Here is a 14144-nt window from a genome sequence, read left to right as displayed (position 1 = left end):
GATGGACGGCGGCGCGCCGCAATACGGGGCCGCCCGACTGGGGGATCCCATCCAGCACACCAGTGCGCTGTCCGGCTTCATCGCCGGCGCGGCCATCGGCCTGGGTGCCGCCCTGGCGGTCATCGCCGTGGTGGGCACGGGCGGTGCGGCGCTGGGCGTCATCGCGGCGGTGGGCGGCGCCATGGCTGCGACCGGCGGCGGCGCCCTTCTGGGCGAGGCACTGGGCAGCACCTTCACCGACCAGACCGGCGTGATCTCACCCGACTGCTCCGACAACGTGCTGATCAACGACAAGCCGGCCGCCCGCGCCATCCAGGACGCGGCCGCCTGTTCCCGCGACGGGCCGCCCGACCAGCACATCGCCCAGGGCAGCAAGACGGTCTTCATCAACGGCAAGCCCGCCGCCCGCATCGCCGACAAGCTGGAGTGCGACGGGTCCATCATGGACGGCTCGCACGACGTCTTCATCGGCCGCGAGCCCGGCACCTACATGTCCATCCACGGCGAGGTGCCGGACTGGGCCAACACGGCGGCCGAATACCTGATGATCGGCGGCTCGCTTCTGGCGCTGGGCGCCGGGGCCGCCGGGGCCTTCATGGCGGAAGGGCTGTGCGGCCTGGCGACTTTCGGTGAAACAACGGTCATCAGCATGGCGGGCGGCTATGCCGGCGCCAAGGTGGGCGGCGCCATCGGCCAGGCGGTGGGCGGAGAGCGCGGACGCATCATCGGCGAAGCCCTGGGCGGGGCCGCCGGTGGCTTCGCCGGCGGCAAGCTGGCCACCCGCTATACTGCCGGCCACCCGGTGGACGTGGCCACGGGCGAGCTGTTCACCCAGGCCACGGATTTCGAGGTGGCGGGCCCCCTGCCCCTGGTCTGGTCGCGCACCTGGATGTCCAGCTCCACCCTGGTGGGCGAACTGGGGTCCGGCTGGCACCACCCGCACGACATGGTGCTGTACCGCTGGATCAACGGCGGCGGCTGGGCCGCGCGCCTGGCCGACGGGCGCCTGGCCTTCTTCACCGACCCGGCCCCCGGCCGCCCCAGCCTGAACGTGGTGGAACGGCTGGTGCTGCACACGGACGGTCAGCGCTATTGGCTGGCCACCTATGGCGGCCTGGCCTACGTCTTCGGTGACCGCGACGAGCAGAGCGGCCTGCGCCACCTGGCGCATGTCGTCGATCCCAACGACAACGCCATCCTCCTGCGGCGCGGACCCGGCGGGCGCCTGGCCGGCATCCAGGACAGCGCCGGCCGCGCTTTCGTCGTGACCACGGACGAGGCGGGCCGCATCACCGCCGTCGATGGCCCCGACCCTGCCGGCGGCGACCAGCCCTTGCGCCTGGTCAGCTACACCTATGACGCGGCCGGCGACCTGGTGGAGACACGCGACGCCCGGGGCAACGCCTGGCATTACCACTACGACAACCATCTGCTGGTGGAAGAGACGCGGCGCGGCGGCCTGCGCTTCCAGTTCGTCTGGGACGACGTCGCGCTGGGCCGCCGCGCCCGCTGCGTCGACACCTGGGGCGTGCACCTGTCCGGCGAGGCCGGCCTGTACCGCGCCCGCATGGTCTACGACGTCCAGGCGCACACCACGGTGGTGACCAACGGCCTGGGCGCCGTCACCCGCTATCGCTGGAACAGCCTGGGCCTGGTGGAGGAGGAGGTGAACCCGGTAGGGGGCGTCACCCACCACCGCTACGACCAGGCCGGCAACCTGCTGGCCCTGACGGGGCCGGACGGTCGCACGCTGCGGCTGACCTACGACGCGCTGGGCCGCCTGGCGCAGCGGACCGAGGTCGACGGCGCCGTCACCCACCTGGCATACGAGGGCGGCGACGTTCCCGCCGATCTCACACCGCCCGGCTTCGGCCAACCCGTGCGGGTAACACGGGCCGATGGCACCGAAGACAGCTTCACCTACGACCGGCGCGGCAACCTGGCGACCCATACCGACCCGCTGGGCCATACCACCCGCTATACCCGCGATACCCGTGGCCTGCCCTTGGCCATCCAGGATGCGCTGGGCCTGGTGGCGCGCTTCAACTGGTCCCCCACCGGCGATCTGCTGGCACAGGGCACGGCGCGGGCCGACCGCCGCCGCTATGCCCATGACGCGCTGGGCCGGGTGGTGGAGATGCGCCGGGGCGAGGACGCGCCCGTGCGGCTGGAGCGTGACGCCAACGGCAACATCACCACCGTCCACCGCCCCGACGGCGGCACGGTGACGCTGGAGTACGACGCCGAGGACCATGTCACCCTGCACCGCGACCCGCTGGGCCGCGTGACCCGCTGGCGCTATGACGGCCTGCCCTATCCGGTGGAGCGCACTTCCGCCGATGGCTCGGTCTTCCGCTATCATTACGACAGCGAACTGAACCTTGTGGCCCTGCGCAACCAGAAAGGGGAGCAGTACCGGCTGGACTATGACCTGGCGGGCCGGCTGGTGGGCGAGACCGGCTTTGACGGCCGGCGGCTGGATTACCACCGCGACACGGCCGGCCTGGTCACCGCCGCCGTGGACCAGGGCCGCGTGACGCGCTTCAACCGCGACCCCGCCGGGCGCCTGCTGGAGACGCTCTACGCCGACGGGAACAGCCATCGCTTCGGCTATGACCCGCTGGGGCGGCTGCTGTCCGCCGACACGCCCGACACCCGGGTGGCCTTCACTTATGACGCCGCCGGACGGCCGACGGCGGAGCGGCAGGGCGACCAGGAGATCCGCTTCCAACGCGACGCCCGGGGCCGGCGTATCGCCACCATCCTACCGGATGGGCGCCGGCTGGAGGTGGCCTGGGGACCGGACAACCTGCCGGCGGCCGTGGGGCTGGACGGCAAGGCCCTGGCCCGCTTCGCCCGCGACGCCGCGGGGCGGGAGGTGGAACGCCTGGCCGGCGGTATCCACCAAATCCAGGCCTTCGACCCCCAGGGCCGCCTGGTCCGCCAGGAAGGCCGGCGCCGGGCCGGTGGTGGAGGCGATGGTGAGGCCGTCTACGCCCGTGCCTATGGCTATGACGGCGCCGACACCCTGACCGCCATCGAGGACGCCCGGCGGGGCGTGAAGCGCTATCACTACGACGCCTGCGACCGCCTGCTGTCGGTGGAGGGCACGAACCCCGAAAGCTTCGTCACCGACCCCGCCGGCAACATCCTGGCCTCCGGCCCCGACGCCGCCTTCTGGGGTGGCGAGGCCCGGGGCGATCGCCTGCTGGTCCATGGCGACGCCAAGTTCGAGTACGACGCCTGGGGCAACCGGGTGAAGGAATGGCGCGCCGCTGGCGGTGCCGTGACCGTGGACTACCGCTATGACGCCGGCAACCGCCTAACGGCGGTGGAGGAGAGCGGCCGCCGGGGCACCACCCTCACCCGCTTCGGCTATGACGCCTTCGGTCGCCGCGTGTGGAAGGAAAGCGCGCATACGGCACCCACCCCAGCCAATGATACCGGCACCGCGCCGCCTGCCGCTCAGCGCACCGCCTTCCTCTGGGACGGCGACACGCTGCTGGCCGAAAGCGCTCCGGTGGAGACCAAGGCGGCGGAGGCGGCCCCCACGCCCGCCGACCCCCTGGCCACCGTCTATGTCTACGAACCCGGCACCTTCCGCCCCCTGGCCCAGCTGCGCCGGGCGGAACCGGGACAACGCGCCCAGGCCTACCACTACCATCTGGACCATCTGGGCACGCCCCAGGAACTGACCAACGACAATGGCGAGGTGGTGTGGGCCGCCGACTACAAGGCCTGGGGGGCGCTCGCCCGCCAGACCGTCGCCACCATCCCCAACCCCCTGCGCTTCCAGGGCCAATACCACGACAGCGAAACCGGCCTGCACTACAACCGCCACCGCTATTACGCCCCGGCCGAAGGCTGCTTCATCACCCAGGACCCCATCCGCCTGCGCGGTGGCAGCAACATCGCCGCCTACGCGCCCAACCCGGTGCAGTGGGTTGATCCATTAGGGTTGGCATGCGGCCTAGAGGAAGAAGCTCTTACGCCTGCGCAGCAGGCCAAGGCATGGCAGGGCAATGAAAAATACCCCGGTGTCGATGATTACCGCGACATAACTCTACCCAAGGGGAAATTGGTGGTTGGCGCTTCGCCAGGCCCATCGGAGTATCACACCACGCTGGAAGGCTTTGAAGCGACGGGAGGCACTGCCGAAGGGTACTACAATGGCCTACAAATCCGGCCAAACATCGATAATCCCGACTATCCGAAGTACCGTAGCGGCGTCACGGTTTATGAGGTGATGGAAGACACGCCCGCCGCGACCGGAAAGACATTGGCCAATCCGCAATATGGCACAGGCGGCGTGGATCAAATCTTCATTCCCAGCTACAAGACTTCTCTCAAACCCTTGTATTCAATACCATTCGCCAAGTGAGACAATGAAAGCAAACATCAACATCACCTGCGGCACGGTCGAGCTTGAGAATGAACCATCGCTCCATAAGGGCTTGGACTATTCCGCCGTCAAAGCCGCCGGTTTCCCAATCGTCCGAGAAGATGACATGGGAACCGGCTGGAAATATCTGCTGATCGGGCCGTGTAACATTGATGGAAACCGCGCTCATTTCTCCTTGGCCTTCGCCCAAGGTTCCCTGGAAAAAATCAGTTTTTCCTTCAATCGGAAGGGCGTGCCTATTGAAGATTTAGTTCATATCCATAACCAATATCTGTCGGACAAGCTCGGACCGCCAACCATGCACGACAAGGGAATTACGCGGTACGTATTCCCCTGGGGCACGATCGCATCCAGCTACGACGCCCGCGGCGGCTCCTGCAGCGTCATCATTGCTTGGGCATAACAAACTGATGCCAGCGGCACGATCGAATCGGAGAACGGGCCATGAACATCGCCGTCAGCCGCGACCATCGCTTCAGCATCGGGGTGGAGCGGGATGGCGGCCGGTTCTATCTGTCCATCCCGGTCAGTAACCGCCTGGTCGATTACGAAGAGCACTACGAGATCAGCCCGGCGGAATTCGAGCTCTATCGGCAGGACCTTTCGGCAGCGCTGCCCTTGATAAACCTGTGCCGACGCCGCCAGGCCGACGACCGGCTGATAACGCCACCGGGCGAAGACCGCGGCGTGGCGACGTAGGGGCGGAGGGTGCCATGGATGGACTGATGACGGTGCGGAAAGGCAGAAGCGTTTGCTGGGTGCGAGAGGACGGCCCCCTCACCCTGACCGTTCCCGGCGCCGATTCAGCCTATGCGCAGGGTGACCTGCTGTTCGTCCTGACAGTCAGCCCACCCGCCCTGCCGCATAGGCTGACGGTCTTCGGCCGCGATGGCATGCCGCTGGCGGAGCTGCCCCCGCCACCGGGCCACGTTTTCCAATACCTCTCCCGTCATATCGAGGCCGGGATGTCCGTGGTCTGCGCGGCAGAAGTGCCGGCGGAACAATGGCCGGACTGGCATTTCGGTTATGACTCCCAGAAGCGCGCCTTGGTCCGGCTCGGGCCGGCCTATTGATGGGGCCGGCGCCTGATCGTCCTGCGAGAGACCGAAAATGGACTACGCCGTGACCACCGTCTGCCGCGGAGGCATTTATCTGGAAAGCCACGCCGGAAAGGCGGTGGCCGAGGGCGAGGGCCTCGCGCCCGGCAACCAGTTCCTGCCCGGCTATGTCATCTACCTGAACGCCATCTTCATGCTGGACGCGGCCGGCGCGCGGCGGCCGGCCACCGGGGTGGAGAAGGAAAACATCGTGAGGGCCATCCAGAGCCATTTCGACACCCGGGGGACGCTCGTTGACTTCGAATGAGCCGCCGCCCGCCATGCCGGACGACGGGATCATCATCACCGAACTGGCCGGGGGACGCGCGGCGGCGCGGGCCATGACACCCACCGATGAGGCGGGCCTGAGCCGATTGGGCTTCCTGCCGCGGGACGGGCAGCTGGTGCGCAGCATCCTGTCGGTAGCGGACAGGATCGCCCTTATCCAGGCGCTGATTGACATCGGCGCGCTGTTCACCGATGGGCGCGACTGGTGTCCGGCGGGGGTGGTCGCCCATTATCGGGACGCGGGGCACATCCGCCAACCGTTCAGGGTAATATCCTGGAATAATCCCAGTAGTTTTCGGATCCGCGAAGCGTGACGGCAACGGAACCGTATTTGATTCAAAACATTTAGCTCAAGCCTGCCCGACAAACCCGCCCCATCCGTCTAAAATCCCTGTACACTCGGGATACATAGAACGGAGAGCTGCCGATGCCCATGAACAGGACCTGGATGACCGCCGCCATAGTCGCCCTTTGCGGCGCGGTCGGTTTCGGGGTCGCCTTCATGCGGACGTCATCGCAGCCGCCGTCGGAGGTGGCGGAGTTCCGCGCCACCATGGCAGCCAACTTCGCCGCGCAGTGCTTCAAGGCGGCGCGGAGCTCATCACCGGCCGATGTGACCGACGCCAAGCTGCACAGCTTTTGCGACTGCACCGCCACCCGGGTGAACAAGGCCCTGAGCGATGCCGACGTGACAGTGCTGGCGGAGCAGGAGCGCAAGGGCGTGACCGCCCCGCCGGCCCTGCTGATGGACAAGGCCAAGCCCATCGCCGCCATCTGCCGCAGCGAGGCCGGCCTGGCCGGCTGAGCTTAAAAGAAAGGGAGGCGCCCCGCAGGACGCCTCCTCGTACGTCAAACGCCGAACACTATTACTGCACGGCCGCCGGCAGGGTGGCGTCGGGCAGGTGCACGGTCACCGTGGACGTGATGTCCTGGTAGGACGTGCCGGTCATGACCTTGTAGTCACCGCCCTTGATCTTCCAGGCATGCGTCGCGACGTCGTAGGTCGCCAGTAGGCGCGGGTCCACCGTCAGGCTCACGTTCTGGCTTTCGCCGGCCTTCAGCGCCACCTTGTGGAACGCGCCCAGGCGCTTCGGCGCTTCCCAGCCGCCGGCGGCCGGGGCCACGTAGACCTGGGCCACGGCCTTGCCATCGCGCGCACCAGTGTTGCGCAGGGCCAGACTGACCTTCAGGCCCTTGCCCTCGGGGGCGGCCGCCAGGTCGGACGTGGCGAAGGTGGTGTAGCTGAGGCCGTAGCCGAAGGGGAATAGCGGCTTCAGGCCCTTCTTCTCATACCATTTGTAGCCGATGGCGGCGCCGTCGATGGTGTAGTCGACGTGTGGATGTTCCGCCTTGTCCTTGCGGTCGCCATCCACCACCTTGCGCGGCAGCTGGTCGACCGAGGCCGGGAAGCTGACCGGCAGGTGGCCGGAGGGGGTGACCTCGCCAGCCAGCACGCGGGCGATGGCCTCGCCGCCGCTGGTGCCGGGGTACCAGGCGTCGACCACGCCCGCCACCTGGTCCAGCCAGGGCATGACCACGGGGCCGCCGTTCTCCAGCACTACCACCGTCTTCTTGTTGGCGCCGGCCACGGCCTTGATCAAGGCGTCCTGGTCGTTGGGCAGGTTCAAGTCGATGGTGTCCTGGCCCTCGCCCGTCCATTGGGTGGCGAAGACGATGGCGACATCGCTGCCGGCGGCCAGCTTGGCGGCGGCCTTAGGATCCTTGCCGTCGATGTAGGTGATCTTGGCCTGGGTCAGGCCTTCCAGCGCCTTCAGGGGCGAGGACGGGTCATAAACCATGGGGCCGGGGAAGGAAGCGGGACCCTCATTGGGGACGATCAGGCCGTTGGTCGGGGCGCCGTAGGGGTAGACCTGGGCCGAACCGCCGCCCGAGAGCACGCCCACGTCAGCATGGCCGCCGATGATGGCGATGGTCTTGACGGTCTTGGCCAGAGGCAGCACGTCGCCCTTGTTCTTCAGCAGGACGATGGCCTCCTCTGCGTCGGCCTGGGTGACCTTGGCGTGAGCGGCATAGTCGATGGTGGCCGCCTGGTCGCCGTTCAGCGGATGCTCAAACAGGCCGTTGGCGAACATGGCGTGCAGCACACGGCCGGCCATGTCGTCCAGGCGGGCGGCGCTGACATGGCCGTTGTTCACCGCTTCATCCAGGGCGTCCTTGAAGTAGGGCGACTTGTCGAAGGGATATCCCGACTGCTGGTCCAGGCCGGCATTGGCGGCCGGTGCGGTGGAGTGGGTGGCGCCCCAGTCGGACATGACGAAGCCCTTGAAGCCCCAGTCCTTCTTCAGGACCTGGTTCAACAGCCAGTCGTTCTCGCAGGCATAGGCGCCGTTGACCCGGTTGTAGGAGCACATGACGGAGCCGGGCTTGCCCGTCTCCAGCGCGATCTCGAAAGCCAACAGGTCGGACTGGCGGCCGGCCGCCTCATCCACCTTCACATCGATGAAGTTGCGGCTGGTCTCCTGATCATTGAAGGCATAGTGCTTCAGCGTGGAGATGATGTTGTTGGACTGGATGCCTTTGATGGCGTGGCCGACGATGGTGCCGGCCAGCAAAGGATCCTCGCCGCCATATTCGAAGTTGCGGCCGTTGCGCGGCTCCCGCATCAGGTTGGTGCCGCCGGCCAGCTGGACGTTGAAGCCGGAACGGCGGGCCTCGTCACCGATCATGGCGCCGCCGGCGAAAGCCATCTCCGGGTTCCAGGTGGCGGCAGTGGCCAGGCCGGACGGCAGCGCGGTGCGTAGGCGCGGGGTGGGGCTGGCCTGCGTGGCCACGCCGACGCCGGCGTCGGTCTGCGACTGGGCGGGAATGCCCAGCCGGGCGACGCCGGGGATGTAGCCGGCGGAATCGGCCATGCCGCCCTCGATGCGCGTATACGCCTTGGGCTTGAAGTCGGTGGAGAAATAGCCGAACACCAGCTGCAGCTTCTCTTCCCGGGTCATGACCTTCAGCAGAGCGGCGGTGCGCGCCTCGGGCGACTGGGCGGCGTCCTGCCAGGGGCCCGTGACCGGCGCGGTCGTGGCGGCCGGCGCATCGGCGGCCAGCGCGGGCCTGAATCCGACATAGGTAAGCGTTGTCATAAGCAACGCAGTCGAGAGCAGCAGGTGATGTTTAACCGACATGGACGTTTCCAATTTTCGTTTAGTCGTCAAGGCGGCATCGCCGGTGGCGACACCGCTGGCGCGGACCTCCCTGGCGTACCCGGGCGGGTGCGCACCCTTCTTCATACCAGCCCTGGCCGGATGGGCGAAGGCGATAATTCCCGGATATCGGATATCCCATGACTATTGGCGTCGCCGCCGCACACCCCTGGCCCCGGTCCGCCCGCGCTTCCGGCGGGAAGGGCTTTGCGGTAGAACGCTCCACTTCGCGTAGGGGCATCCCATATAGGGAAGCCAGCGTTCCCACCAGGGCCCAGAACATGACCGGCGACAGTGACCAGAAGACCACCCTTTACCAATGGATCGGCGGGATGGAACCCGCCGGCCGCCTGGTGGAGGCCTTCTACGCCAACATGGACACCCTGCCGGAGGCGCGCGACCTGCGCGCCATCCACCCGCCGGACCTGACCGAAACCAAGCGCGTGCTGACGCTGTACCTGGCCCAGTGGATGGGCGGGCCCGGCGATTATTCCGCCGAGCGCGGCCACCCCCGCCTGCGTGCCCGCCACATGGGCTTTTCGGTGGGTGAGGCGGAACGTGACGCCTGGCTGTTGTGCATGAAGCGGGCGCTGGATGAGACCATCCCCGACCCGCGCGGCCGCCAGGCCATCCTGGGCGCCCTGGCCCCGCTGGCCGACTGGATGCGCAACCAGCAGCCGGCCGGCTGAGGCTCAGCGGTCCGCGGGCGGGCGCACGGCCAGGTAGACGGTGCTCCACAGCTGGGCGGCGTTGGCCTCGTCGGCGTCGGCGCCACTAGCCCCGAAGGCCACCGGCTGGTAACGGCCGTCCTGGAAGGTCCACGACCAGAGTTCCGAATTCTGAAGTCCGCGCGTGGCCTCGATGGCCCGCCACAGCGACGCCTGGGCCTGGCGCAGCCGCGCCCTGGTGGCGCGGGGCAGATCCGGACGGCGCGCTTGCCGTTCCAAGCCTGTCGCCATCATCGCCTGCTGCCAGGACCAGACCACGCTGCCGTGATAGGCGTTGCGGGTGAAGCGGGCCTGAACCTCGGGCGGGGCGAACACGGGGTTGGCTACCACCATGCCGGCGTCGGTCATCAGGCCCGCCGGGAAGGGGCGCAGCAGGCCCTGCATCGTCTGGTCCAGGGTGCGGGCATCGGGCCGGCCGAACAGCAGGCCGAAGCCCTCGTCGGAATGCATCACCCGCACCGGCGTGCCGTCGCGGTTCAGCGACAGGGCATGGAAACGCACCGCCCCTCGTCCCAGCGCGGCGGCGGTGTCGGGCACGCCCAGGGCATAGGCGTAGGCCGCCACCTCTGCCTTGGCCCGGCGTTCGGGGATGGTGACGGTGAATAGGGACGGCGCCTTGGCCCGCCACACCACCGCCATACCGGCGGCGCGCGACAACAGGGGGCGGTCGCCCGGGTCCATATAGGGATCCAGCAAGCCGCTTTTCAGCAACGCGGTGCAGGCCTCCAGCGCGGCCGGTACCAGGATGGCGTTGACGTCGTAGGCATAGAGGCCACCGCCCAGACCGTCATTACTGTCGCGCCACTGGCCCACGGGCAAACCGTGCTTCAGCCGGATCATGTTGGAATAGCGCGGCTCGCGCGCGAAGGCGGCGGCGTGCAAGACCACATAGCGCAGGTTCTGTACCAGGTCGCGCCCCACCGGGCCCACCTGGTCGGTACGGCCGTCGCCGCTGGCCAGGAAGGCCGCCGCCCGCGCCCGGCCCTGGGCATCATCCAGCAGCCAGGCCCGCGTCACCGCCGGCAGCATGAAGTCGCCATCCACCATCTTGTAATCGTAGACCGGGTCATCCGAGGCGGTGGCCTCCCGCTTCAGATGGTCCAGGACGGCGAATTCGCCCACATCCTCTTCATGCGCCACCTCGCCGATCAGGGACAGGCGCGCGAAGACGGAGCGCAGGCCCGCCTCCACCGCATCGCCCTGCAGGGCCGGCATCAGCAGCATGAGGGACATCATGGTGTCGCGGCCGAAATAGGTGTCGAAGCGCCAGGAGCCGGCCAGGAACTTCTCGCGGTAGCTCAGGAAGGCCAGGGTGTCCCGGGTCGCCACGTCATTGGCCGCCTGGGCATTCAGCAGGGCGTCGGCCGGCAGGGGGGTCAGCGGCGTCTCTCCCGTCAAGGCCGTGACGCGCAGGCCGATGGTGCCATCGGGATCGGCCTTCAGCCCGGTTTCCGTCGCCTGTCCGTGCACCACCTCCACCGTCAGGCGATAGCCGGCCTTGCCGTCCAGCCGGTCGCGCGCCCAGACGAAGCGGGCGCCATCGCGCATCAGGTCCGGGCTGATGCTGTCGGGCACCGTGTGCAGGGCATCATAGTCGCGCAGGACGCGGACGCTGGACAGCACCGCCTGGCGGATGCCGACCGTGCCCGCCGCCAGGCTGGCCTGGAAGGTGATGCCGTGCAAAGGCCGGCCCTGGCCGTCGCTCTCCGTCACCGGTATGGGCGGGGTGGTCAGGGTCCAATCACCGGCCCCCTGCCCCTGCGGAATGTCCAGCCACAGGCCAGCACCGCTGTTACCGGCGGGAAAGGCCACGATGAGGCGCGGGTCGGCGCCGGAGCGCAGCAACAGGTGGGCCGCCACGTCGCCGTCGCGCACGAAGTGGTTGATGTTGCGCCCTTCAATGCGGCCATAGGACAGCGCGCCGGTATCGGCGAACGCGGCGGGCGCCCCCACCAGGGACAGGGCCAAGGCGATGGGGGCGAACAGGCGGGCGAAACGCGGCATGGCGGGCGGCACCTTCAGGCGGCGGGAACGGCGGCGGAAGGTAGATAGGCCGGGAACCGGGTCCGTCGAGGACGCGCGCCCCGGGAGGAGAGGCCTCGGGCGACATACCCCTTGCAGGCCCCTCAGGCGGAGGAAGGGTTACCCCACCCCCAGAAATCGGCGGGAATCATTACTTTCCCGGCGTTGAAAATGCCCCGGTCGGCGCCCGGTTCGGCCAGGAAATAGGGCCCGTCCAGATCGACCACGTCACACAGTTGCGCCAGGACGAAGCCGGGTGCGGCGGCCAGGACCGATCCCGCCATGTTGCCCACCATGACGCCCAGGCCCAGGCGCCGGGCCTCCGCCGCCATGGCCAGCGCCTCGGTCAGGCCGCCGCACTTGTCCAGCTTGATGTTGACGATGTCAAAGCGGCGGTACTGTTCGCGCAGTTCCTTCAGGTCCAGGATGCTCTCGTCCGCTGCTACGGGCAGGGGCGCGTCCCATCCATCCAGCAACTGTTCGCTGCCCCGGCGCACCGGCTGTTCCAGCAGCGCCACGTCCTGGTCCACCAGCATGGCGGCCAGCGGTTCCAGATCCTTCGCGCCGAAACCCTGGTTGGCGTCGACCGACAGCCAGACGTCCGGCCGGGCGCGGCGCACGGCGCGCACCCGTTCCGTGTCCGCCGCCAGGTCGCCCTCCAGCTTCAGCTTGATGGAGGTGGCGCTGGTGAAGGCCTCCAGCCGGCGCAGGATCTCCGCCGGGTCATCGGCCGGCAGGGTGAAGGTGGTGACCTGCGGCTTCGACTCCGGCACCCCGGCCAGCCGCCACACGGGCGTAGCCTTTTTAAGGGACTCCAACTCCCACAAGGCACAGTCCAGCGCGTTGCGGGCGCCGCCGGGCGGCAGCAGGGACTGCAGGCCCTGGCGGTCCACGCCGGCCTCAAGGGCGTCGCGCACCCGCTCGATCTCCCGCTCCATATGCGGCGGGTCATCGTTCAGATAATAGACGCCCGCCGCCTCGCCCCGGCCGAAGTGGGTGCCGTCACCCACGGTGACGACCGTGGCGGGCATGGCATGCAGCAAATAGCCAGAGATACGGAACGGCTCACGCATGCGCATGGCGTCCCGGCGATAGGTGACGGACAGGCTCACCGACTGACACTCCGAGCGGTTCGGGCGGCATGGAGGAAAAGCAGAATGGCAGCCCCGGCCAGGGGGGCGATGACCAGCGTCAGCGACTGCCCGATGGCCAGGGGGTCGGCGAAGACGTGGTCGGTGACATAGCCGGTCAGGGTGGCGCCGCCACCCAGGCCCAGCATGATGTTGCCAAACGCGATGAAGGAAACGCTGAGGCCGCGCGCCCGGTTGGGCACGATCTCCTGCACCGCCGTGATGCCGATGGTGCCGGCGGCGCTGGAGAACAGGGTCCACAGGGTGACGGCGGCCAGGATCTGGTTCGGGGAGGACGCCAGCGCCACCAAGGCGAAGGGAAAGGCCAGGACGGCGCACAGGGTGGCGACCCAGATGCGGCCGGAAGGGCCGTAGCGCTTGACCGCCACATCGCTGATGACACCGCCTGCCACCGTCGCCACCACGCCGGCGACGACGACCAGGGAACCAAGCGCCAGGCCCACCGCATCCGGCGTCATAGCGTAGCGGCGGCTGAGCAGGGCGGGCGCCCAGGCGATCAGGGCGAAGTCGCCCACCGACATGAAGGCGCAGCAGACGATGACCGGGATCAGCACGGTGCGCACGGCCGCCAGTTGGGCGAAGATCTCGCGCAACGACGTCGCCTCTGTCTCACCGGCCAGCGCCTCGCTGCGGCGGGCAGGCTCGCGGATGGGCAGCAGGGCCAGCAGCAGCGGCAGGCCGGCCAGGCCCAGCAGGACCAGGACGGCGCGCCAGGCGGCCAGGCCGTCCAGCAGGGGGATGCCCTGGAAGCCGCCGGCGGCCGCCAGGCCCAGCACGGCCCCGCCGATGGCGATGGCGACACCGCCACCGATGGTCATGCCCATGACGAAGACGCCGGTGGCCAGGCCCCGGCGTTCAGCCGGGAACATGTCGGCGATCATGGACATGGCGGCGGGGGCCAGCGCTGCCTCCCCCACCCCCACGATCAGGCGGCCCGCGAACAGCACCCAGAAGGATGGGGCGTAGCCGCACAGCAGCGTGCCGATGCTCCACAGCCCCACGCCGGCGCAGATGACGGCGCGGCGCGGCAGCATGTCGGCCAGGCGGCCCAGCGGCAATCCGGCGATGGAGTAAATCAGGGCGAAGGCCACCCCCTGCAGCACCCCCACCTGGGTGTCGCTGATGCCCAGGTCAGCCCGGATGGGATCCACCAGCAGGCTGAGGATCTGCCGGTCCGTGTAGGACAGGACGGCCGCCACGCAGAACAGGGCCACCGCCGACCACGCCGCGACAGGGCGCGGCCACGGTTGAAGGTCCCTGTTCGTTATTTTCCCGCTGGGGATTTCCCCGTTGGAAAT

Annotated in this window: 12 protein-coding genes; 8 read left to right on the top strand and 4 right to left on the bottom strand. The window is 68.5% G+C overall.

All coding sequences use genetic code 11. From position 1 onward, the window contains the following. Nucleotide 1 precedes the first annotated feature (1 nt). From Y958_RS29650 to Y958_RS29620, 7 genes are all read left to right on the top strand, one after another. A complete protein-coding gene (locus Y958_RS29650; protein WP_088875517.1) occupies nucleotides 2-4381 on the top strand; it encodes an RHS repeat-associated core domain-containing protein in 4380 nt (1459 codons plus the stop codon). Nucleotides 4382-4385: 4 nt separating this feature from the next. After that, the gene (locus Y958_RS29645; protein WP_088875516.1) at nucleotides 4386-4805 is read left to right on the top strand and encodes a hypothetical protein; all 420 of its coding nucleotides are present in this window, start codon (nucleotides 4386-4388) and stop codon (nucleotides 4803-4805) included. Between the two features lie 41 nt (nucleotides 4806-4846). After that, entirely contained in the window at nucleotides 4847-5101 is a 255-nt protein-coding gene (locus tag Y958_RS29640) for a hypothetical protein (RefSeq protein ID WP_088875515.1), read from the top strand. Between the two features lie 14 nt (nucleotides 5102-5115). Further along, the gene (locus Y958_RS29635) at nucleotides 5116-5475 is read left to right on the top strand and encodes a hypothetical protein (RefSeq protein ID WP_145727965.1); all 360 of its coding nucleotides are present in this window, start codon (nucleotides 5116-5118) and stop codon (nucleotides 5473-5475) included. Between the two features lie 37 nt (nucleotides 5476-5512). Further along, nucleotides 5513-5767 carry an Imm74 family immunity protein gene (locus Y958_RS29630; protein ID WP_088875513.1) on the top strand — a complete coding sequence of 85 codons (255 nt, stop codon included), beginning with the start codon at nucleotides 5513-5515 and terminating at the stop codon, nucleotides 5765-5767. Between the two features lie 13 nt (nucleotides 5768-5780). After that, nucleotides 5781-6101 carry a hypothetical protein gene (locus tag Y958_RS29625; protein WP_088875512.1) on the top strand — a complete coding sequence of 107 codons (321 nt, stop codon included), beginning with the start codon at nucleotides 5781-5783 and terminating at the stop codon, nucleotides 6099-6101. A gap of 113 nt (nucleotides 6102-6214) precedes the next feature. Beyond that, nucleotides 6215-6592, top strand: a complete 378-nt coding sequence (locus Y958_RS29620; protein WP_186291670.1) for a hypothetical protein — start codon at nucleotides 6215-6217, stop codon at nucleotides 6590-6592. 61 nt (nucleotides 6593-6653) lie between these two features. Here Y958_RS29620 and Y958_RS29615 read toward each other — a convergent pair whose 3' ends face one another. Beyond that, nucleotides 6654-8927, bottom strand: coding sequence for a glycoside hydrolase family 3 C-terminal domain-containing protein (locus tag Y958_RS29615; protein WP_211098838.1), 2274 nt, complete (start codon nucleotides 8925-8927; stop codon nucleotides 6654-6656). Nucleotides 8928-9226: 299 nt separating this feature from the next. On the opposite strand from Y958_RS29615, the gene Y958_RS29610 reads away from it, so the two are divergent. Further along, entirely contained in the window at nucleotides 9227-9634 is a 408-nt protein-coding gene (locus Y958_RS29610; protein WP_088875509.1) for a group II truncated hemoglobin, read from the top strand. A gap of 3 nt (nucleotides 9635-9637) precedes the next feature. Here Y958_RS29610 and Y958_RS29605 read toward each other — a convergent pair whose 3' ends face one another. From Y958_RS29605 to Y958_RS29595, 3 genes are all read right to left on the bottom strand, one after another. Next, nucleotides 9638-11677, bottom strand: a complete 2040-nt coding sequence (locus Y958_RS29605; RefSeq protein ID WP_088875508.1) for a hypothetical protein — start codon at nucleotides 11675-11677, stop codon at nucleotides 9638-9640. Nucleotides 11678-11799: 122 nt separating this feature from the next. Next, entirely contained in the window at nucleotides 11800-12807 is a 1008-nt protein-coding gene (locus tag Y958_RS29600) for a dipeptide epimerase (RefSeq protein ID WP_088875507.1), read from the bottom strand. Next, the gene (locus Y958_RS29595; protein ID WP_186291669.1) at nucleotides 12804-14060 is read right to left on the bottom strand and encodes an MFS transporter; all 1257 of its coding nucleotides are present in this window, start codon (nucleotides 14058-14060) and stop codon (nucleotides 12804-12806) included. The genes Y958_RS29600 and Y958_RS29595 overlap by 4 nt, the downstream gene beginning before the upstream one ends. Nucleotides 14061-14144 lie beyond the last annotated feature (84 nt).

Origin of the sequence: Nitrospirillum viridazoti CBAmc, assembly GCF_000730165.1 — a bacterium.
GTDB classification, from domain to species: domain Bacteria; phylum Pseudomonadota; class Alphaproteobacteria; order Azospirillales; family Azospirillaceae; genus Nitrospirillum; species Nitrospirillum viridazoti.
This window is presented reverse-complemented; position numbering and strand designations above follow the sequence as displayed.

Bases quoted from the DNA above. Each gene is read 5' to 3' on its own strand.
- Y958_RS29650 (WP_088875517.1), top strand. From the start codon at position 2: ATGGACGGCGGCGCGCCGCAATACGGGGCCGCCCGACTGGGGGATCCC.
- Y958_RS29645 (WP_088875516.1), top strand. From the start codon at position 4,386: ATGAAAGCAAACATCAACATCACCTGCGGCACGGTCGAGCTTGAGAAT.
- Y958_RS29640 (WP_088875515.1), top strand. From the start codon at position 4,847: ATGAACATCGCCGTCAGCCGCGACCATCGCTTCAGCATCGGGGTGGAG.
- Y958_RS29635 (WP_145727965.1), top strand. From the start codon at position 5,116: ATGGATGGACTGATGACGGTGCGGAAAGGCAGAAGCGTTTGCTGGGTG.
- Y958_RS29630 (WP_088875513.1), top strand. From the start codon at position 5,513: ATGGACTACGCCGTGACCACCGTCTGCCGCGGAGGCATTTATCTGGAA.
- Y958_RS29625 (WP_088875512.1), top strand. From the start codon at position 5,781: ATGCCGGACGACGGGATCATCATCACCGAACTGGCCGGGGGACGCGCG.
- Y958_RS29620 (WP_186291670.1), top strand. From the start codon at position 6,215: ATGCCCATGAACAGGACCTGGATGACCGCCGCCATAGTCGCCCTTTGC.
- Y958_RS29615 (WP_211098838.1), bottom strand. From the start codon at position 8,927: ATGTCGGTTAAACATCACCTGCTGCTCTCGACTGCGTTGCTTATGACA.
- Y958_RS29610 (WP_088875509.1), top strand. From the start codon at position 9,227: ATGACCGGCGACAGTGACCAGAAGACCACCCTTTACCAATGGATCGGC.
- Y958_RS29605 (WP_088875508.1), bottom strand. From the start codon at position 11,677: ATGCCGCGTTTCGCCCGCCTGTTCGCCCCCATCGCCTTGGCCCTGTCC.